This is a genomic window from Methylophilus sp. TWE2, assembly GCF_001183865.1.
Lineage (GTDB): Bacteria > Pseudomonadota > Gammaproteobacteria > Burkholderiales > Methylophilaceae > Methylophilus.
This window is the reverse complement of the sequence record NZ_CP012020.1, coordinates 2,116,311-2,135,031: the sequence shown is the minus strand read 5'-3', so window position 1 is coordinate 2,135,031 and position 18,721 is coordinate 2,116,311. Positions and strand designations below refer to the sequence as shown.

The window sequence follows — 18,721 nt, the reverse complement described above, 5'->3', positions numbered from 1 at the left end:
CTGCATCGCATTAGAACAAAAAAGCCCGCGATTGCGGGCTTTTTGTTATTTACAACGGTGGCTTATTTCAACGCGGTAAAGATTTCTTCTTTAATCGTATTCAGTTCGCCCAGGCCATTGACCTTAACGTATTGCGGCGCACCGCTGACGCCTGAGTTGGCCCAGTCTGAGTAGTAACCAATCAATTGCTCTGTCTGGTCGTGGTAAACCTGCAAACGTTTCAACACGACTTCTTCCTTATCGTCGTCGCGTTGCACCAAGTCTTCTCCGGTCACGTCATCTTTGCCTTCTACTTTTGGCGGGTTGAATTTGACATGGTAAGTGCGGCCAGAGGCTGGGTGGCTGCGGCGGCCGCTCATGCGCTCAACGATGGCAGCATCTGGTACGTCGATTTCCACGACATAATCAATGGCGACACCGGCATTTTTCATCGCTTCTGCTTGCGGAATGGTACGTGGAAAGCCGTCAAACAGAAAACCATTGGCGCAGTCTGCATCCTTGATGCGCTCTTTCACCAGGCCGATAATCACTTCATCGGGCACCAGGCCACCGGCATCCATGAATTTTTTGGCTTCCAGACCCAATTGTGTACCTGCCTTGACTGCTGCGCGCAACATATCTCCAGTGGAAATTTGCGGAATATTGAATTTTTCTTTGATAAAGGTGGCTTGTGTGCCTTTACCGGCACCAGGGGCGCCCAGCAGAATCAAACGCATAACATGCTCCAAAAGTTTGGGTTTTAATGAAAGCAGGATTATATCAGGCTAAACTTTAAATCAGGTTAAGCAAGATAATTACTGATGGCGACAAATTCGGCCACCCCCAGGTTTTCTGCACGCAATTGTGGATTGATGCCAAGGGCGGCAAATCCGGCATCATCCAGCAGTCCTTTCAGCGTATTGCGCAAGGTTTTACGCCGCTGGCCAAAGGCTGCCGTGACCACTTTGGCAAACAGACCTTCATCTTTGGCGGGATAGGGCAGTGTTGCATAAGGCACGCAGCGTACAAAGGCAGACTCGACCTTGGGCGCGGGGTCAAAAGCTTCTGGTGGGACGGTGACCAGATATTCCATTTGCAGGCGGTATTGCAGCATAACGGACAAACGCCCATATTCCGGGCTCGACGGTTCTGCCACCATTCGCTCCACCACTTCTTTTTGCAGCATAAAGTGCATGTCTATGATCTGCGCCGTGTTTTCCAGCAGCTTGAACAGGATAGGACTGGAAATGTTATACGGTAAATTGCCAACGACGCGTATGTGATCCCCAAGGGTAGCGAAGTTAAATTTCAATACGTCAGAATTGTGAATGGTGATTTTCTTGGGCGGGTAAAATCCTTGCATCCACTGGATAATGTCACGGTCAATTTCCACGACATGCAGATGATCCAGATGTTTAATCAAGGGCTGCGTCATTGCACCGAGGCCAGGCCCGATTTCCACCATCACGTCATCCGCTTGCGGGTGGATGGCATTGATCAGGCTTTGGATAATACCCTGGTCAATGAGGAAGTTCTGACCAAATTTTTTCTTGGCGATATGTTTCATGAATTCTTTGTATGGCGTGACACTGACAAATCGATGGCAAGCTGGATGGCGCTGAGCATGCTGCCTATGTCAGCTTTGCCGCTACCGGCAATATCCAGGGCGGTGCCGTGATCGACGGATGTACGGATAATCGGTAGTCCTAGCGTGACATTGACGCCTTCGCCAAAGCTGGCATGTTTGAGGACGCTCAAGCCCTGGTCATGGTACATGGCCAGGAAGGCATCGGCTTGCGCCAGGTTTTTTTGCGAAAACATGGTATCTGCAGGCAGGGCACCGATCAGTTGCATGCCTTCTGCACGAAGCTGGTCTAGCACCGGGTTAATTGTTTCAATTTCTTCTGTGCCCAGATAGCCATTTTCCCCTGCGTGTGGGTTGAGTCCTGCTACATAGATACGTGGTTGGCCGATACCGAATTTGTGCACCAGGTCGTGATGCAGGATGCGTATGGTGGTGGTGAGTGCACTGGCGGTAATGGCCTGACTGACCTGAGTCAGTGGCAAATGCGTGGTCGCGAGCGCCACCCGCATACCTCCGCCAACCAGCATCATCACCACTTGTTCGGCATGGGTTTTTTCTGCCAGATATTCTGTGTGGCCGCTAAAAGAGATCCCGGCATCGTTGATAATGCCTTTATGCACGGGGGCCGTGACCATGGCATCAAATTCGCCAGACTGGCAGCCAGATAAAGCGCGATCCAGCATGTTTAATACGGCAATACTGTTATTTTGATTGAGCGCACCTGCGACCACGGGGACGGCTGTGGCCACTGGTAACACAGTTAAATGACCGTCACCGGCATGCGGTATGAGGTTTTCTGTGTAAGGCGTTATTCTTACAGGTAAGCCTAACTGTGAAGCCCGGGCCTGCAAGGCTTGTGGATCTGCCAGGACAACCAGGGCCGCAGGCGTTGCCGTGTGGGCGAGCTTAACGCAAATATCCAGGCCAACACCGGCGGGTTCGCCAGCAGTAATCGCAATGCGCGGTAAGTGGTTCATTCGTTAGAATTTGTCTTCTAACCGCAGCTCGACAAAGGCTTTGTCACGCAGTTCATGTATCCACTCGTTATAGGCCTCTTCAGCTTTGCGCGCACGGATTTCCTGGCGCGCCTTCAGACGTTTGGACTCTTTGGACATGTCCTGTTTACGGCGTTCCAGCACCTGGATCACATGCCAGCCGAATTGACTGCGGATAGGTGCGCTGACTTCATTAATGGCTAACTCAGCCATGGTTTTTTCGAATACAGGCACCGTGTCACCTGGGCTGATCCAGCCTAAATCGCCGCCATTCGAGGCGCTGCCGTCATCAGAATATTGGCGTGCCATATCCTGGAATGGTGTGCCGTGGTCTATACGCTCCTTGATGCCTTCAATTTTCTGCTTGGCCTCTTTGTCGGAGAGCACTTCATTTGGCTTGAGCAAGATATGACGTACATGGGTTTGCTCGACAATCAGGGTGCTGGTACCGGCGCGTCTCTCATTCAGTTTGAGGATATGCACCCCATTACCGCTACGGAACGGGCGTGAGACGCCACCGACTTGCAGCGTTTTGATCAGCTCCAGAAATTCTGGAGGCATTTGCTGGCCACTACGCCAGCCCAGCGCGCCGCCATCCAGTGCATTGGGCGCATCTGAAAAGTTGGCTGATGCTTTTTCAAAACTCATGCCTTCAGACAAAGCCTTGATCACCTGTTCAGTGCGGGTTCTGGCTTTCTGGATATCTTCCGGAGAGCTGTCTTCAGGCAAGCGGATCAATATTTGCGAGATATTGAACTCATCCAGGTCGCCTTCTTTCTCCTGGGTGCTCAGGTAGTTGTCAATTTCGGCCTCAGAAATATTGACCTTGTTGTCCACGTCGCGCTCCCGCAGGCGGGCCAGAATAATATCATTGCGGATATCTTCACGGAATTTGTAAAACTTCATGCCATCCTCTTCCAGCGCTTTTTTAAAGGCTGGCAAGGTCAGGTTATTTTGTTCTGCAATCCGGTCTATGGTTTTGTCCAGCTGTGCGTCATCCACCTTGATGCCGGTTTGGGCTGCCAGTTGCAGCTGCAGGCTATCCACAATCAGACGCTCCAGAATCTGTTTCTGCAAGATATCGTCCGGTGGTACCTCCACACCTTTCTTGATCATTTGTGCCTTCACCGATTCCATACGGCCCAGCAGTTCCCTTTCCGTAATCACGGATTGGTCAACGACCGCAATAATACGGTCCATCTTCTCAATAGGTGCTTTCTCTGCGGCCAATAATGCTGTAGATGTTGTACTCAGCGCAAATACAATGGCCGGTAGCAGGAGGGTGAGTAATCTTTTCATCATTGCAAGTTCTGGTCTCTGTAAATTGTCGGGAGGTCATAAGTGCGCATATAACTTGGGATATTACGCTTGATGACGTTGAGGGGATTGGCGCCGATAGAGGTTAAACCGCCCAGTTCGAGTTGGAAAAACATGGCGGTGTTCGCATTTGCAGTCGCTGTCTGTACACGCTGCATGACGGCACGTGCCTGCCAGCAACCGGCATCATATTCAAGACCACCCAGGAATTGGACGGCATTGGAGTCTCGGATCGAGTAGTTCAGGCGGCCAATACCGTACCATCCGGATCCTAACGGCCATTGGGCTGAAGTATCCAGCTGTTCAAGCGTATTTGCAGTGTAGCGATAGCCAAAAGTGAATGATTTGCCAGGCTCCGGATTGTAGCGTAAGAGAAAGTTATTCCGTTCTGTATTGCTGCGCTCGGGGTCGTACTGCCAAAATGTATCCAAATTGAGCCGACTGGATAAACGCGCAGTGAATCCTGCAAGCAGGTCAGAGGATTTTCGGGTGTTCACTGACGCATTTGGCAGGGTCACTCTCTGATCCTCGAAGTAAAAACGCTGGCCAATGGTTGCGCTTAAACGCTCGATCCCGGTTTCACTGTCGATCAGGCGACTGGTCAGCGCCATTGTCATCTGGTTAGCATTGTTGATACGGTCATCGCCACTGAACTGATTTTCATAGAAAATCGAGTTTTGGTTCAGCGTATTGAGTGAACTATCAAAAATAGGGATTCTGCTTTGATCTTTGTAAGGAATATAAACGTAATAAGCTCTTGGCTCCATTGTCAGCGTATAGTTTTTATCAAACAGATTGGCATCGCGGTCAAAGTAAATCCCTGAATCCAAACTCACGATAGGGAGCGTACGGTTTATCTGATTGAACTCCTGAGAATATCCTAGAGGTATGTTGTTGTTCAGACTATATTGAGTGCTCTGTACGCCAACTTTAGGTGTGATATATCCATATGAATTTTTCATTGGATAAGAGACTGAGGGGTACACACTTAGACGACTTCCCGAAGGTGCATTCAACATTTCGTCCATCGGCTGAAAGTTGACATATTGCGCGCCAGTCTGGGTTTTAAACCCTTTCCACTCATCGTTGTATGTTAATGTCAGTTGCGGAAGTCTTTGATAAACAAAGGAAATATTATCCAGGTTTTGATAACGTTGTATCGTGCTGTTGAAAGTAAGATGCTCGCTGTTGTAGTTTGCAAACACGGTTTGCGGTAAGTTAACACGAGAAGTGACCTGGATTCGTGTTGCCATTTCAGAGAAGTAGGTGTCATCAGACACTTTCTCTAGGTTATAGCCGCCCGACCAGTGCTCACTGAAATTTTGCCGATGTGATAGCTTGACGTAATAACGGGTTTGGTTCGTCATACTGTCATTATCCAGGTATTCAATATTGTTGATCCCGGAGTAGTTCTCATCCAGGTAGCGGAATTCACCTTGCACTTGCACGCCACGCTTGCTCAGGACACGAGTTGCAATAGTGGCGTCCATATCCGGCCGGATATTGATATAGTAAGGCGTTAGCAGTTCAAAACCACTGCGTGATGTCGTGCCCCATAATGGCGCCAGGAAACCGCTTTTCCGCTGGTTGTTATACGAGAAACTCATCCAGGGTGTGTACAAAATGGGGACGCCCTTGAACTCCACATAGGCATTGGTGGCCACGCCGGTACGCGTGTAGTCATTAAGTTCGAGATTGTTGGTCTTGATGTACCAGTCGTCCACATCGGCAGCACAGGAGGTATAGCTGGCATTTTTCAGTCGTTTGACGTTCTGACCTTCAAACAGTACTTGTTTGGCTGTCGCGCGGATGTTGTCAAAGGCACTCGTTTTCTGCTTAGCGCTGTAAGACTGATTATCCTCCAGATATCTTTTGGGGTCGCTGATCAGGATTGCGTCATCATTTAACAGTGCGCTGCTATCCTGGTTGCTGGGCGGTGGCGGACTGCTTTTGAATTCAATCGAAACATCGCGCATTTCACCTATGCTTTCACTCATGCGCATACGCAACAAGGGACCGGTGATTTTGGTTTCCCCGGCTGTGATCGTGGCGTTGCCATCTACCTGTAGCTCATCGTTCTGCATGTCATAACGGATTTCATCCCCAGTGACTTGCTGACCGTCTTTACGAATGACCGCGTTACCGACGGCGCGCATCTGCCTGTCCATGCGCAATTGCAAACTGTCACCCTCAATTTCAATGGCACCAGGCAAAGTGGCATTTTCAGCGACCATGATGGACGCTTGGCCAGCTTCATCATCCGCACGTACCGAGCCCGACGAGAGCGTACTGATTGCGATCAGCGCAAAAATCAGACGGATGCCGCGTTCCTGAGAGCCACATGCCTGAAAGGTAGATGAGTAAGCTTGCAAATTATTCAAAGAGTGATCGTTTCGGTCAGGCCTGCTCATCGCAGAGTGTTATGTGCACGCATGTCGGGCCGTGCGGCCGGATGCCCCATTCAATTGCGCTATATTATTCATGAAAACGCTTAAAAAGTCATTTTTCACTTAAAATAACAGCCGCATTTTAACAGCATTGCCCGATAGCACGGGCTGATTCATCATTTGGGAACGTTTGTGGATAGAACACAGCAACTTCAACAATGGCTGGCACAGGTCGTGGACCAGCCCTTTACATTGACTACTGCTTCAGCAGATGCCAGTTTCAGGCGTTATTTTCGCGTGCATTTGCCTACCGGAACCCTGATTGCCATGGATGCGCCACCACCCCAGGAGGACTGCAGACCTTTTGTGCGTGTGGCTGAACAATTGCTGGCTGCTGGTCTCAATGTACCGAAGATTGTGGCGCAAGATATGACGCAAGGCTTCTTGTTACTGAGTGATCTGGGTAACGATACTTATTTGTCACAATTGAAGCGAGAGAATGCCAAGGTCTTGTATGGAGATGCTTGCCAGGCACTGATCAAGATGCAACTGGCCACGCAGCCAAATGCATTGCCTCCTTACGATAGTGCGTTACTAATGCGTGAGCTGCAGTTATTCCCTGAGTGGTACATAGCAAAACATTTGGGTAAAACGTTAACAGCTGAGCAACAGGCGGTGATGGATAAAACGTTTGCCTTGCTGCTAGATAATATCTTGCATCAACCGCAAGTCACTGTGCACCGCGATTATCATTCTCGCAACCTCATGGTCACCTCGGAAAACAACCCCGGCATCCTCGATTTCCAAGATGCCGTGATTGGTGCGATCACCTATGACCTGGTGTCCTTATTTAAGGATGCCTATATCCGTTGGGATGAAGAAGACTTGATGGACTGGGTGGTGCGTTACTGGCAATCAGCAAAAAAAGCAGGTTTGCCTGTGAATGAAGATTTTGGTGAATTTTATAAAGACTTTGAGTGGATGGGCGTACAGCGTCACATCAAAGTGCTGGGTATTTTTGCCCGTTTATATCATCGCGATGGCAAGGATGGCTACCTGAAGGATATGCCACTCGTCATGCAGTATTTGCAGGCAGCCTGTGAGCGCTATGTAGAGTTGCGACCATTCCTTAAATTGTTGCGTACGCTGGAAAACGGAGCGTAAGTCGTGCGCGCAATGATCCTGGCGGCAGGACGGGGCGAGCGCATGCGGCCGTTGACCGACCATACGCCAAAACCTTTATTGCAGGTGGGTGGTAAACCTCTGATCGTCTGGCATATCGAACGACTGGCACGCGCCGGATTCACCGAGCTGGTGATTAATCATGCGCATTTAGGGCAGCAGATTGAAACGGCTCTGGGTCACGGTGAACAGTGGGGAATACATATCCGCTACAGTGCTGAACAAGTTGCGCTGGAAACCGCGGGTGGCATCGCAAACGCCTTGCCATTGCTAGGTGACCAGCCTTTTCTGGTCGTAAACGGTGATGTGTTTACCAATATTGATTACGCCAGCCTGGCTCTGCCAGCTGGCAAATTAGCGCATCTGGTCATGGTGGATAACCCACCGCAGCATGCTGCCGGGGATTTTGGCCTGAAAGATGGGCTGGTGTGCGAGTCGGCCGACCAGAGGTTGACCTTTTCAGGTGTGGGGGTCTACCATCCAGAGCTGTTTGACTCAGTGCAACGTGGTCAGGCCGCCAAACTGGCGCCGCTGTTAAAAGAGGCTATGCAACATCAACGTGTGACTGGACAACATCACCATGGTTTGTGGCATGATATCGGCACGCCGGAGCGTTTACAACAACTTGATCATTGGCTAAATAACAATCAGGGGGAATAATGAGGCCACCGTACGAACATCGCACCGATAAAATGGCACACCAGGCCTTGATGTGGATAGAGCGGTTAGGGCTGGGCCTGGTGACCATTGCCACTTTCTTCTCGCTGGCACATGAGTTGGCGCGTATGTGGCATGCTGGCATGGTGGGGCTGGGCGATCTGTTGCAGCTGTTTTTGTATCTGGAAGTCTTTTCCATGATCAACAGCTACTTTGGCACGGGTAAACTGCCCATGCGCTATCCGATTTATATTGCCATGGTGGCTTTGGCGCGTTACCTGCTGCTGGACATGAAGGAAATGACCGAAACCCATATGCTGGCGGTGTCTGTGGCTATCCTCATATTGGCAATTTCGGTATTGGTCATGCGTTTTGGACATTCACAGTATCCCTATGAGGATATTCCCGAGCAAAAACGCGATTTACTTTAGGGTGTCATTTAGGCAAATTTTTGCGCCATAACTAAGACTGGCGCAAGCCAGGTCAGGCGGTTGCCAGGTCCTCGGTCAGCATGGTCACCTGATTACGGCCATGCGCTTTTGAGGTGTAGAGCGCCTGGTCTGCGCGTGTGATAAAGCTGTCGGCAGATTCACCCGGCTGGTAGGCTGTCACTCCAAGCGAAACCGTGATGTTGGAAATCAGGCGTTGCGTCACATTGTTTTTAATCGTGATCGCCGCGACCTGGCGGCGTATGGTTTCCGCAATCTCGTTAGCCATTTCCACACTGGTATGTGGTAACAAAAGCACAAACTCTTCGCCGCCGTAACGTGCCGCAGTATACAGGTCTCCGGAAACCGTTTTTAAAATCCTCGCCACGGCCTGAATCACCTTATCTCCAAACAAATGGCCATAACTGTCATTGACGCGTTTGAAAAAGTCGATATCGGCAATCACCAGGCAAGTATCATCGGTCGCGACTGTGTCCAGGCATTGATGCAAGGCACTATCAAATCCCTTGCGGTTCATGAGGCCAGTCAGGCCATCAGAGATTGCCTCTTGCTTGGCCTTCATGATCTCGCTTTTCAAGTCCGAAATCTCTTTCAGGCTGGATTCTAACTGCGTTTGCAGACTGTGCATGGAAGTTTGCATTTGCAAGGTATCAGATAACAAGGGAGCAAACTTGACACCAAGCTCTGCATCCAGGTGATGGATTTCGCCAGACCAAGCCTCCAGCGCTTTTCTAAATACTGTCGTATCCTTGTCTGCTTTCTGGGTGGATGAGGTGATGTCAGTGACCACCTGATTAAAGCGATCAACCAGAACTTGAGCGCTATCGGCATCCATACTGGCGATATGCTTGTTATAAAGATGGGAGGTACTTTTTTCGTTGAGTTTTTTTTCTTTTTCGATCAGGCTATTCACCTCTTCAATCAGGCGCGCATGTTCGCCGGACGAATACTCATACCAGACAGCGTAGCTGACCGGATGGAAAGCTGTATCCTGCCTAGACATATGGTGGATGGCTTGTCGCAGATATTCTGCACTTTTTTCTTTACTGATTTCGTATAGCATCTTGGACTCTAACGATGTTCAATTCGCAATGAATGTTGTTATTCTCAGTACTTGAGACAGACTCAAAGGAAATAACGGATAAAAACCAGATTTTTTGAGGGTGAGTGTGAAAATAATTTCAACACCTCATGATTTGCTTAAAAATTCTGCTGATACTGCAATAATAGCGCTATGAAACAAGAAGACTTGATCCAACTGGTCACCCTGAAAATGCCTTATGGAAAATATCAGGGCAGGCTGATTGCCGATTTGCCTGGGCATTATTTGCACTGGTTTGCACGCGAGGGCTTCCCGCCTGGGGAGTTGGGGCGTTTGCTGCATTTGATGCGTGAAATTGACCACAATGGGTTATCTGCACTGTTAACACCCTTGCGCGCCGAGGGCGGGAAGCTGCATGATTAATCGTTGCTGGTGGTTGTTTTTAGGCTTGCTGGCAATGCCTGCCGTGAGGGCCGAGGAGGCCTGGCAATCTTCCGCTTACCTCCAGCAAGCATTCTTCGAAGTGGCTTTACACAATGAGTACACTGGCGGCGAGCAGCCGGTACGTAAATGGCAGCAACCGATCAGGGTCTGGTTAGAGCATCATGCAGACCAAACCCAGGCCGAGCAGCGCGCCATGCTGACAAAATATCATATGCAGCATTTGTCCAGAATCACGGGCCATCCCATTGTTTTTGCCACGTCTCGTCAGGAAGCCAATTTTATGGTGGTGTTCTCCCATTTACAGCTTTGGCGTAATGACATCGCATTGGTCAGCGGCAATTTATTGATCAAGCCACCTGCTGACGCCGCTTGTGTGTTTGGCTTGGATCTTGATGACAAAAAAGCGATTAAAAAAGCCTGGGTGGTGATTCCTGTTGATCTGGCGCAGGAGCATCGCCAACTGCTGTCTTGCATTGTGGAGGAAACCACGCAGGCCATGGGTTTGCCAAACGACTCAGAAAAAGTCTTTCCCTCCATTTTTAATGACAAAACGCCAGAGTCATTGCTGACTGGCCTGGATGCATTGCTGCTGAAAATGCTTTATGCGCCAGCAGTCAAGCCTGGCATGCGTGCTCACCAGGTACGTTCCGTGCTCGATAAGCTGCTCAAACAGTGGCAAAATGATGGCACTATTCAGGATGCCGAGAAGAATGTCAGGCAGTCAGAGTTATATGAAATGATGGGGTTCTGAAGGGCGTTGCAGGGCGGAACCATTCCAGCAATTGCACACTAAATACGCTACAATGCCCAACTGCTTTACCAGATTGATTGCCAAGGATTTGCTTTGAGTACCTCCATGCAAGAATTTTCACGTCGCCGCCAGCAACTGATGGACAGCATGCAGGCCGGGATTGCCGTGATTCCTACTGCGCCAGAAGTGACGCGTAACCGCGACAGTCATTATCCCTACCGTTTTGACAGCTATTTTTACTACCTGACTGGGTTTAAAGAGCCGGAAGCCGTGCTGGTTCTGATTGCAGGTGCGCAACCAAGAAGTATTCTGTTTTGCCGCGACAAAGACATCGAACGTGAAATCTGGGATGGTTTTCGTTATGGTCCAGAGGCGACAAAAAAAGAATTTGGCTTTGATGAAGCGTATTCCATCACGCAACTTGATGAGCAATTGCCCAAGTTGATGGCGAACCAGCCAGAGCTGTTTTTTAGTTTGGGCGCGGATGCTGGCTGGGATGCCAAAGTCAGCGGCTGGCTCAATGCTGTCAAGGCGCAAGCCCGTACCGGTGTACAGGCGCCAGCCAGGCTGGTTGATGTGCGTCAAGCACTGGATGCCATGCGTCTGCTTAAATCTCCTTATGAAGTCGACCTCATGCGTCGTTCAGCCAGTATTGCCGCCAGTGCCCATAACCGCGCTATGCAGGCAGTCCAGCCGGGTAAGTGGGAATATGAAATCGAAGCCGAATTTTTGCACGAATTTTACCGGCAGGGTGCACAGGCACCGGCTTATACGAGTATTGTGGCAGGCGGGTCTAATGCCTGTACTTTGCATTACAACGCCAATAATGCTGAGTTGAAAGCTGGCGACCTGTTACTGATTGATGCGGGTTGTGAGCTGGATGGCTATGCTTCTGACATTACCCGTACTTTTCCTGTCAGTGGCCGCTTCAATGGTCCGCAAAAGGATTTATATCAACTCGTGCTCGCAGCCCAGGCTGCCGCGATTGCGAGTGTCAGTCCACAGCATCACTGGAATGCGCCACATGAAGCTGCGCTGGATGTCCTGGTGGATGGGTTTATTCATTATGGCTTATGCCAGGGTAGCCGGGAGGCCGTGCTTGAAAGCGGCAGCTACCGCCAGTTTTACATGCATCGTACCGGGCACTGGCTGGGTCTGGATGTACATGATGCCGGCGAATACAAAACGCCTGCGGGTGATTGGGTCATGTTGCAGCCTGGCAATATGTTGACGGTAGAGCCAGGGTGCTATGTGCGGCCCGCAGAGAATGTGCCTGAGCATTTCTGGAACATTGGCATCCGTATTGAAGATGATGTACTGGTCACCCCTTCTGGCCATGAAGTGATCACGTCTGCTGCCATCAAGACGGTAGCAGATATTGAGGCATTGATGCGGCAGCAATAAAAGTTGATTGTTTATAGATGGATCAAAAGGCAACAAGCGTCATGCAAACTCTCAGTCATCCTGTCGTGATAGGCGGCGGCCCGGTTGGGCTGGTGCTCGCGCTATCGTTGCAACAGTCCAGTGTGCCTGTGACCATACTTGAAGCACAGGCACCGGGTGCGATGTATGGTGATGGCAGGGCGTTGGCGCTCTCTTACGGTACGCGTCAGGTGCTGGAACAACTGGGTGTCTGGCCACTGCTTGAAATGGCAGTCACAGCCATCGAAACCATTCATGTCTCGCAGCAGAAAGGCTTTGGCCGCACCGTGCTCAAAGCACATGAACACTCATTGCCTGCCTTGGGCTATGTCGTGTCTTACGGTGCGTTAATGCAGGCACTCGATGCCCGTATCGAGCAATCGCCTGCAGGGATTAATATTCAATACCAGGCACCGGTAACAGGCTTGGATGTACACGCTCACGCAGCCGATATTCAATACTCGCTTGCGGATGGTTCAGTGCAACAATTATCGACGCCCCTGGCGGTGATTGCCGATGGCGGACGTAGCCTGGATGCCATCCCCGGCCTGGTACGGGAAACCAAGCATTACGGGCATGATGCACTGGTTGGCCTGGTGCAAACCGAGCAACCACATCACAATATTGCGTATGAGCGTTTCACGCCCCGGGGTCCGATGGCATTGTTACCGAACGGGAAACAATTCTCGCTGGTATGGACGGGTGAGCAAACGTATATAGATGAAATCGCCGCGCTAAAGGATGCCGCTTTTCTAGAGGCTTTGCACGCAGCGTTTGGCGATCGTGTTGGAAAATTCTTGCATATTGGCAAGCGATTCAAGTTTCCACTCAAACTGAGTAAGTTGGACCAGACCTTTGCTGCGCATTGTGTGGTGATAGGCAATGCGGCACAAACCATGCACCCAGTGGCTGGACAGGGCTTTAATGTGGGTATTCGCGACGCTGTAGCATTAGCGAAAAATGTTGCTTCCACAGAGGCTGGTGAATGGGGCGCTGCACATAGATTGACTGAATATCATGCGTCACGGCAAAGGGATACCGGTCGAGGCCTGCAGTTCACGGATTTCCTTGTGAATGTATTTTCCAATGATTTGGTAGGTGTCGGCTTGTTACGCGGTGCGGGCCTGGGAGCGCTCAGCATGTTGCCGATGGCGCGCCGTTTCCTCGTGAACAAGATGAGTTATGGCAGTTAATCCTCCCTTGATTAAAACCGATGTGGTCATTGTCGGCGCTGGCCTGGTGGGCTTGACCGCGGCGATTGCACTGTCAAGACTGGGCAAAAAAGTCGTGCTGACAGATGCTAAGCCCGCGCAGTCTTTGGCCGAGAACTGGGTCGACGATGTGAATCACTGGGATAGCCGTATTTATGCACTTACCAATCAAACGGTGGACTGGTTACGTAGCCTTGGCATATGGGCGCACATGCCTGCAAGCCGGATTAATCCGATTTCCGCCATGCATTTATGGTCGCCTACCCACAGCCATGCAACGCCTAGTCTTTGCCTGGATGCGGACGATGCCCATTTGACCGAGATGGGCTTTATTGTGGAAAGCCAGGCCTTGATGGATGCCTGCTGGCAAGCCCTGAAAGATTTAGAGGTGACTGTGATCACCGACGCTCCGGCACATACTTTGCAATATTCCGGTCATGTGGCCCGGTTATCCTTGCCGCAACATGAGATTGAAGCTGCGTTGTTGATAGGGGCCGATGGCGGGCGATCATGGGTGCGAACGCAATGTGGCGTGAATGTACACAAGGTTGATTTTGCACAGACCGCACTGGTGACCAACTACCGTGCCGAGCGGCCGCACGGCGATATCGCCAGGCAATGGTTTGGTGCGCACGAAACCCTGGCTTTGTTGCCTATGCCCCAGCAGCAGGTATCGTTGGTTTGGGCATTGCCGCATGCAGACGCGGCACAAAAACAGGCTTTATTGGCAGAGGCATTGGCTAGAGAGGTTGAAGCGCGCTGTGGCAATGTATTGGGAACATTGACGCCCAATGGCGAGATACTGGCTTTCCCGCTGGTACAAAACACGGCAGATAGCATGGCCTTGCCGCATGTGCTGTTGTTGGGAGATGCTGCGCATCAGGTGCATCCAATGGCTGGGCAAGGCGTTAATTTGGGTTTTCAGGACGTGCAGGCGCTGTGTCAGCATATTGCGCAATTGCCTGCTGTCAGGCCGTTGGGTGATGCCAACTTTTTGCGCCATGTGACGCGTACGCGGCACATGGATATTTTGAAAATGCATGCATTGACGCGCGGTCTGGATGGCCTGTTTGCGCGCCCACAAGCTGCCTGGACACATGCTGCATTGTTAGGCATACGAGCGGTGGAAAACAGTGCTATGCTAAAACGTTTTTTAATTCGTACAGCCACGCAAAATTAATTGACATTTGATGAGTCAAAGCTGTGCATGTTTGAGAAAGAGTGAGTAATGAAAAAATTTATCGGTCAGTCGGTCATGCTGGGCTTAGCTGCCTTGGCGGCATTGTGGTCATTAAACAGCGTTGCTGACGAAGCCAGCCTGAAAAAAACGATAGAAGCTGCCTATCCAAAATTCAAAGTGGATAGCGTGACCAAAACGCCTTATAACGGCTTGTATGAAGTTTTTATGGGTGGGCAGATCATTTATACCGATGAAAAATTCAGTTTTCTGATTGCCGAAGGGCGCCTGGTTGACCCAAAAACCAAGAAAGACCTGACAGGTGAGCGCATGGATGAACTCACTAAAATTGACTTCAATAGTTTACCTTTGGACCAGGCGATTAAAGTGGTCAAAGGCAACGGTAGTCGCAAACTGGTCGTATTTTCGGATGTGGATTGTCCATTTTGCAAACGATTGGAACAGAAAGAGCTGACCAACATCAATGACGTCACTATTTATACTTTCTTATATCCGATTGAGCAATTACATCCGGATGCAGCGAATAAATCACGTAGTATCTGGTGTGCCAGCAATCGCGTGAAAGCCTGGCAAGATTGGATATTCAACAATAAACTACCAACGACGACAGCCAAATGTGACGTGCCGTTAGAAAAGGTGGGGGAGTTGGCGCACAAGGTTGGTGTGAATAGCACCCCTACGTTGTTTTTTGAAAATGGCAAGCGCATGCTAGGTGCGCAGCCATATGATGAGATTGAAAAATCATTGCAAGCTGCGAAAAAAACCATGTAATCCAACAATCTGTGGCATTAAAAAAGGCTGTTTGTAACAGCCTTTTTTCGTTAGGGTTTACCGATTATCCTCCACCACTGACCACCTTGCCCATTTTGAAGATAGGCATATACATGGCAACCACCAGGCCGCCAATCAGTACGCCCAGGACAACCATAATCACAGGCTCCATCAAACTAGAGATCGCGGCCACGGCATCATCGACTTCGCCTTCGTAAAAGTCTGCTACTTTGGTTAGCATGCCATCCAAAGAGCCAGACTCCTCCCCAATGGCCGTCATCTGGATCACCATATTGGGGAACACATTTGCGTTCTGCATGGACACTGTAAAGCTGGTACCCGTGCTGACTTCGCTTTGGATTTTCTTGGTCGCATCAAAATAGACTTTGTTGCCCGAAGCACCAGCCACAGAATCCAGGGCCTCAACAAGTGGGACACCGGCAGCAAACATAGTGGAGAGTGTGCGGGCAAAACGCGCGATGGTCGCTTTACGGATCAGTTCACCAAAAATAGGCAGGCGCAGCATGAGTCGATCCATGGTCGCCTGCATTTTTTCAGAGCGTTTCCAGGTGTAGAAAAAGAACCATAAACCAAACCCCAGAGTGCCGAAAATGGCCCACCACCATTTAACGAAAAAGTCGGATATATTAATGACCACTACAGTGGGGCCCGGCAAGTCTGCCCCAAAGCTGCTGAACAGATCTTTAAACGCGGGCACGACAAAAATCATGATGACGGCGGTGATGACAAAAGCTACCACGATAATCGAGGTAGGATAAACCAGGGCGGATTTGATTTTGCTTTTGATGGCAAGAATCTTTTCTTTATAGGTGGCCAATCGCTCCAGTAAACTGTCCAGGATACCGGCTTGTTCACCCGCGCCCACCAAGTTGCAGAACAATTGATCAAAATATAAAGGGTATTTACGGAAAGCCGCACTCAGACTGCTACCGGTTTCGACATCGGCTTTAATGTCGCTCAATAGTTTGGAGACTGCAGGGTTGTGATGTCCTTTGCCAACAATATCAAAGGCTTGCAATAAAGGCACGCCTGCTTTCATCATGGTGGCCAGCTGACGCGTAAATAAGGTGATATCTTTTTCGGTGACTTTACCTTTGGTGACCAGTGCGCTTTGCTTCTTTACCTTGATGATGGTAATGCCCTGGCGACGCAAAGTGGCATTGACGACCGCTTCGCCATTGGCGCGCATTTCGCCTTTAACCAGCTTGCCTTTACGGTCCTTGCCTTCCCACTGATACACGGATTGTTTGATATTGCCAGTCGCCATAATGTTTTCTTCAAGAATATTTGATCAGTGACAACAGTTATTCATTCGTCACGGCTTCTACTTCCTCAATGGAGGTTAGTCCTTGTTTTACTTTGAGCAGGCCTGATTCCCTCAGGTCTTTGATGCCTTCTTTTTTGGCCTGTGCAGCAATATCCAGCGCATTGCCATTGGTCATGATAATACGCGTCATTTCCTCGCTAATGGGCATCACCTGGTAAATCCCGACACGACCCTTATAGCCGTTATTACAATGCTCGCAGCCGCCTTCCTTGGCGCCATATAATTGCCAGCTGCCGTCAAGATCCGTCTCGTTAAAGCCTACATTCAATAATGCTTCCTTCGGTAGATCCAAGGGTACCTTGCAGTGCTTACACAAGCGCCTGGCCAGGCGTTGTGCCGTAATTAACGTCACCGCCGAGGCAATGTTGAAGGGGGCTACGCCCATATTTAATAATCGCGATAAGGTGGTGGGCGCATCATTGGTATGCAATGTGGATAACACCATGTGCCCGGTAGAGGCCGCCTTGATGGCCATGTCAGCCGTTTCCAGGTCACGGATTTCACCAATCATGATAATGTCAGGATCCTGGCGCAGGAAAGACTTTAGCGCTGCAGCAAATGTCAGGCCCTGTTTGTCATTGACGTTCACCTGATTGATGCCAGGTAAGGGGATCTCTGCCGGATCCTCTGCAGTGGAAATATTGACTTCGGGGTTATTGAGCAGGTTGAGGCAGGTATACAGTGATACTGTCTTGCCGGAACCCGTCGGCCCCGTCACTAATACCAGGCCATAAGGGCGATGAATTGCTTTAAGCAAAGCATCCTGCTGTTCAGGCTCATAACCTAATGCCTCAATGCCCAATGTTGCGCTGGTCGGGTCCAGAATTCGCATCACAATTTTCTCACCATGGATTAATGGCAATGTGCTGACACGAAAGTCGATGGCGCGGGTTTTGCTGAGGATCAGCTTCATGCGGCCATCTTGCGGGATTCTTTTTTCGGAAATATCCAGATTGGAAATGACCTTGATGCGCGAAGCCAGTTTTTCTTTAATCGCCAGGGGTGGCTGCGACATGTCTCGCAATACGCCATCTACCCTGAAGCGGATCCGGTAAAACTTCTCATAAGGTTCAAAGTGCAAGTCAGATGCGCCCATATTGATGGCATCCATCAATACCTTCTGCAGGAATTTGACGACAGGTGCATCGTCCACCTCCTGCTGTATTTCTACTTCTTGCTCCTGGTTAGATTCTTCCAGCCCCAAGTCAAAATCGTCCGCACCGCTATTCAGGCTAGACATGCTGGTGTCTTTGGATTCGACGATTTTATCTATCCATTTACCCAGCTTGTCATCTTCGACCACGATGGGGAACAGCGTAGCGCCCATCTGGAACTGGATGGTATCCAGTGAGTGCAGGTTGGTGGGATCGGAGAGGGCGATATAAGCGACGTTGTTTTTCTGCTGTAACAGCATCACGCGATGCGATTGCATCAGCTTGATATCGATGGTTTTCTCAGGGAGGGAGTCCTGGTCTAGTACGTCCAGGTCAAAAAAAGGAAAGCCAAAAGCATTTGATGCCGATTGCGCAATGTCCCGGGAAGATATCTTCTTTTGCGCCAGTGCGGCAGCCAGGAAACTGATTTTCTGGGCGTATGATTTTTCCTGCAATGCTGAGGCGTCTTCTTCACTCATGAGCGAAGATTGCACCAGCATGCGTGCCATACCACCAAGTTTCTTTGTACTTTCCACTGCTGCCATAAACGTTTCAAAGGCCTCTGTTAAACCGTGATAAATGTGTTAATTAACTGATATACCAATACTTTTCCTTTGAGTATACGTTTTTCATCATGAATTCAAATCGTAGAATAGACGGCCTCTGGTGCGGCATTTATACAAATTTTAACTGGATTTTTTAGCTTTCGTTAAAAGATACAAAAATGCACTTGACATTTAAATAATGCTCACTTATAAATCCTTAAGGCGTTTGGGTTCAGGTTTTTTGTAGCCGTCTTTAAGTAAAGCAAAGCTTGTTTATTGCGACT

The 18,721-nt window shown here is 49.8% G+C and carries 17 protein-coding genes; 9 read left to right on the top strand and 8 right to left on the bottom strand.

What is annotated here, in order from left to right:
* Positions 1 to 62 precede the first annotated feature (62 nt).
* The 5 genes from adk to ACJ67_RS10105 all read right to left on the bottom strand — a co-directional run bounded on the left by adk (position 63) and on the right by ACJ67_RS10105 (position 6,257).
* A complete protein-coding gene (adk, locus tag ACJ67_RS10125; protein WP_049638973.1) occupies positions 63 to 716 on the bottom strand; it encodes an adenylate kinase in 654 nt (217 codons plus the stop codon).
* A gap of 65 nt (positions 717 to 781) precedes the next feature.
* Positions 782 to 1,546 carry a 16S rRNA (adenine(1518)-N(6)/adenine(1519)-N(6))-dimethyltransferase RsmA gene (gene rsmA / locus ACJ67_RS10120; RefSeq protein ID WP_049638972.1) on the bottom strand — a complete coding sequence of 255 codons (765 nt, stop codon included), beginning with the start codon at positions 1,544 to 1,546 and terminating at the stop codon, positions 782 to 784.
* Positions 1,543 to 2,541 (bottom strand): 4-hydroxythreonine-4-phosphate dehydrogenase PdxA, encoded by a 999-nt coding sequence (pdxA, locus tag ACJ67_RS10115; protein WP_049638971.1) that lies wholly within the window; start codon positions 2,539 to 2,541, stop codon positions 1,543 to 1,545. Before pdxA ends, rsmA begins: the two co-directional genes overlap by 4 nt.
* A 3-nt stretch (positions 2,542 to 2,544) precedes the next feature.
* The gene (locus ACJ67_RS10110; protein WP_197080599.1) at positions 2,545 to 3,861 is read right to left on the bottom strand and encodes a peptidylprolyl isomerase; all 1,317 of its coding nucleotides are present in this window, start codon (positions 3,859 to 3,861) and stop codon (positions 2,545 to 2,547) included.
* The gene (locus ACJ67_RS10105) at positions 3,858 to 6,257 is read right to left on the bottom strand and encodes an LPS-assembly protein LptD (RefSeq protein WP_049639869.1); all 2,400 of its coding nucleotides are present in this window, start codon (positions 6,255 to 6,257) and stop codon (positions 3,858 to 3,860) included. Before ACJ67_RS10105 ends, ACJ67_RS10110 begins: the two co-directional genes overlap by 4 nt.
* A 198-nt stretch (positions 6,258 to 6,455) precedes the next feature.
* On the opposite strand from ACJ67_RS10105, the gene ACJ67_RS10100 reads away from it, so the two are divergent.
* From ACJ67_RS10100 to ACJ67_RS10090, 3 genes are read left to right on the top strand one after another with little or no spacing between them, the layout of a single operon-like run.
* Positions 6,456 to 7,427 carry an aminoglycoside phosphotransferase family protein gene (locus ACJ67_RS10100; RefSeq protein WP_049638970.1) on the top strand — a complete coding sequence of 324 codons (972 nt, stop codon included), beginning with the start codon at positions 6,456 to 6,458 and terminating at the stop codon, positions 7,425 to 7,427.
* Between the two features lie 12 nt (positions 7,428 to 7,439).
* The gene (murU, locus tag ACJ67_RS10095; RefSeq protein ID WP_197080708.1) at positions 7,440 to 8,105 is read left to right on the top strand and encodes an N-acetylmuramate alpha-1-phosphate uridylyltransferase MurU; all 666 of its coding nucleotides are present in this window, start codon (positions 7,440 to 7,442) and stop codon (positions 8,103 to 8,105) included.
* Positions 8,105 to 8,533, top strand: coding sequence for a phosphate-starvation-inducible protein PsiE (locus ACJ67_RS10090; protein WP_049638968.1), 429 nt, complete (start codon positions 8,105 to 8,107; stop codon positions 8,531 to 8,533). Before murU ends, ACJ67_RS10090 begins: the two co-directional genes overlap by 1 nt.
* 52 nt (positions 8,534 to 8,585) lie before the next feature.
* On the opposite strand, the gene ACJ67_RS10085 is transcribed toward ACJ67_RS10090, so the two are convergent.
* Positions 8,586 to 9,614, bottom strand: coding sequence for a GGDEF domain-containing protein (locus tag ACJ67_RS10085; protein ID WP_049638967.1), 1,029 nt, complete (start codon positions 9,612 to 9,614; stop codon positions 8,586 to 8,588).
* A 171-nt stretch (positions 9,615 to 9,785) separates the two neighbouring features.
* Here ACJ67_RS10085 and ACJ67_RS10080 point away from each other — a divergent pair, with 171 nt between their 5' ends.
* The 6 genes from ACJ67_RS10080 to ACJ67_RS10055 all read left to right on the top strand — a co-directional run bounded on the left by ACJ67_RS10080 (position 9,786) and on the right by ACJ67_RS10055 (position 15,390).
* Positions 9,786 to 10,016 carry a DUF3820 family protein gene (locus ACJ67_RS10080; RefSeq protein WP_049638966.1) on the top strand — a complete coding sequence of 77 codons (231 nt, stop codon included), beginning with the start codon at positions 9,786 to 9,788 and terminating at the stop codon, positions 10,014 to 10,016.
* Positions 10,009 to 10,788 carry a DUF2927 domain-containing protein gene (locus ACJ67_RS10075; protein WP_049638965.1) on the top strand — a complete coding sequence of 260 codons (780 nt, stop codon included), beginning with the start codon at positions 10,009 to 10,011 and terminating at the stop codon, positions 10,786 to 10,788. Before ACJ67_RS10080 ends, ACJ67_RS10075 begins: the two co-directional genes overlap by 8 nt.
* Before the next feature lie 105 nt (positions 10,789 to 10,893).
* Positions 10,894 to 12,192, top strand: coding sequence for an aminopeptidase P N-terminal domain-containing protein (locus tag ACJ67_RS10070; protein WP_049638964.1), 1,299 nt, complete (start codon positions 10,894 to 10,896; stop codon positions 12,190 to 12,192).
* A gap of 41 nt (positions 12,193 to 12,233) precedes the next feature.
* Positions 12,234 to 13,403: an FAD-dependent monooxygenase gene (locus tag ACJ67_RS10065; protein ID WP_049639868.1), complete on the top strand. Its 1,170-nt coding sequence runs from the start codon at positions 12,234 to 12,236 to the stop codon at positions 13,401 to 13,403.
* A complete protein-coding gene (locus ACJ67_RS10060; protein ID WP_049638963.1) occupies positions 13,393 to 14,601 on the top strand; it encodes an FAD-dependent oxidoreductase in 1,209 nt (402 codons plus the stop codon). Before ACJ67_RS10065 ends, ACJ67_RS10060 begins: the two co-directional genes overlap by 11 nt.
* A gap of 75 nt (positions 14,602 to 14,676) precedes the next feature.
* Positions 14,677 to 15,390, top strand: coding sequence for a DsbC family protein (locus tag ACJ67_RS10055; protein ID WP_369799111.1), 714 nt, complete (start codon positions 14,677 to 14,679; stop codon positions 15,388 to 15,390).
* Between the two features lie 64 nt (positions 15,391 to 15,454).
* On the opposite strand, the gene ACJ67_RS10050 is transcribed toward ACJ67_RS10055, so the two are convergent.
* Both ACJ67_RS10050 and pilB read right to left on the bottom strand, forming a co-directional pair.
* Positions 15,455 to 16,678: a type II secretion system F family protein gene (locus tag ACJ67_RS10050; protein ID WP_049638961.1), complete on the bottom strand. Its 1,224-nt coding sequence runs from the start codon at positions 16,676 to 16,678 to the stop codon at positions 15,455 to 15,457.
* A 37-nt stretch (positions 16,679 to 16,715) separates the two neighbouring features.
* Positions 16,716 to 18,437, bottom strand: a complete 1,722-nt coding sequence (gene pilB / locus ACJ67_RS10045) for a type IV-A pilus assembly ATPase PilB (RefSeq protein ID WP_049638960.1) — start codon at positions 18,435 to 18,437, stop codon at positions 16,716 to 16,718.
* Between the last annotated feature and the right edge of the window lie 284 nt (positions 18,438 to 18,721).

What these genes read in the sequence shown, in the direction of transcription:
- adk (WP_049638973.1), bottom strand. Translation starts at nt 716, where the DNA reads ATGCGTTTGATTCTGCTGGGCGCCCCTGGTGCCGGTAAAGGCACACAA.
- rsmA (WP_049638972.1), bottom strand. Translation starts at nt 1,546, where the DNA reads ATGAAACATATCGCCAAGAAAAAATTTGGTCAGAACTTCCTCATTGAC.
- pdxA (WP_049638971.1), bottom strand. Translation starts at nt 2,541, where the DNA reads ATGAACCACTTACCGCGCATTGCGATTACTGCTGGCGAACCCGCCGGT.
- ACJ67_RS10110 (WP_197080599.1), bottom strand. Translation starts at nt 3,861, where the DNA reads ATGATGAAAAGATTACTCACCCTCCTGCTACCGGCCATTGTATTTGCG.
- murU (WP_197080708.1), top strand. Translation starts at nt 7,440, where the DNA reads ATGATCCTGGCGGCAGGACGGGGCGAGCGCATGCGGCCGTTGACCGAC.
- ACJ67_RS10090 (WP_049638968.1), top strand. Translation starts at nt 8,105, where the DNA reads ATGAGGCCACCGTACGAACATCGCACCGATAAAATGGCACACCAGGCC.
- ACJ67_RS10085 (WP_049638967.1), bottom strand. Translation starts at nt 9,614, where the DNA reads ATGCTATACGAAATCAGTAAAGAAAAAAGTGCAGAATATCTGCGACAA.
- ACJ67_RS10080 (WP_049638966.1), top strand. Translation starts at nt 9,786, where the DNA reads ATGAAACAAGAAGACTTGATCCAACTGGTCACCCTGAAAATGCCTTAT.
- ACJ67_RS10075 (WP_049638965.1), top strand. Translation starts at nt 10,009, where the DNA reads ATGATTAATCGTTGCTGGTGGTTGTTTTTAGGCTTGCTGGCAATGCCT.
- ACJ67_RS10070 (WP_049638964.1), top strand. Translation starts at nt 10,894, where the DNA reads ATGCAAGAATTTTCACGTCGCCGCCAGCAACTGATGGACAGCATGCAG.
- ACJ67_RS10065 (WP_049639868.1), top strand. Translation starts at nt 12,234, where the DNA reads ATGCAAACTCTCAGTCATCCTGTCGTGATAGGCGGCGGCCCGGTTGGG.
- ACJ67_RS10060 (WP_049638963.1), top strand. Translation starts at nt 13,393, where the DNA reads ATGGCAGTTAATCCTCCCTTGATTAAAACCGATGTGGTCATTGTCGGC.
- ACJ67_RS10055 (WP_369799111.1), top strand. Translation starts at nt 14,677, where the DNA reads ATGCTGGGCTTAGCTGCCTTGGCGGCATTGTGGTCATTAAACAGCGTT.
- ACJ67_RS10050 (WP_049638961.1), bottom strand. Translation starts at nt 16,678, where the DNA reads ATGGCGACTGGCAATATCAAACAATCCGTGTATCAGTGGGAAGGCAAG.
- pilB (WP_049638960.1), bottom strand. Translation starts at nt 18,437, where the DNA reads ATGGCAGCAGTGGAAAGTACAAAGAAACTTGGTGGTATGGCACGCATG.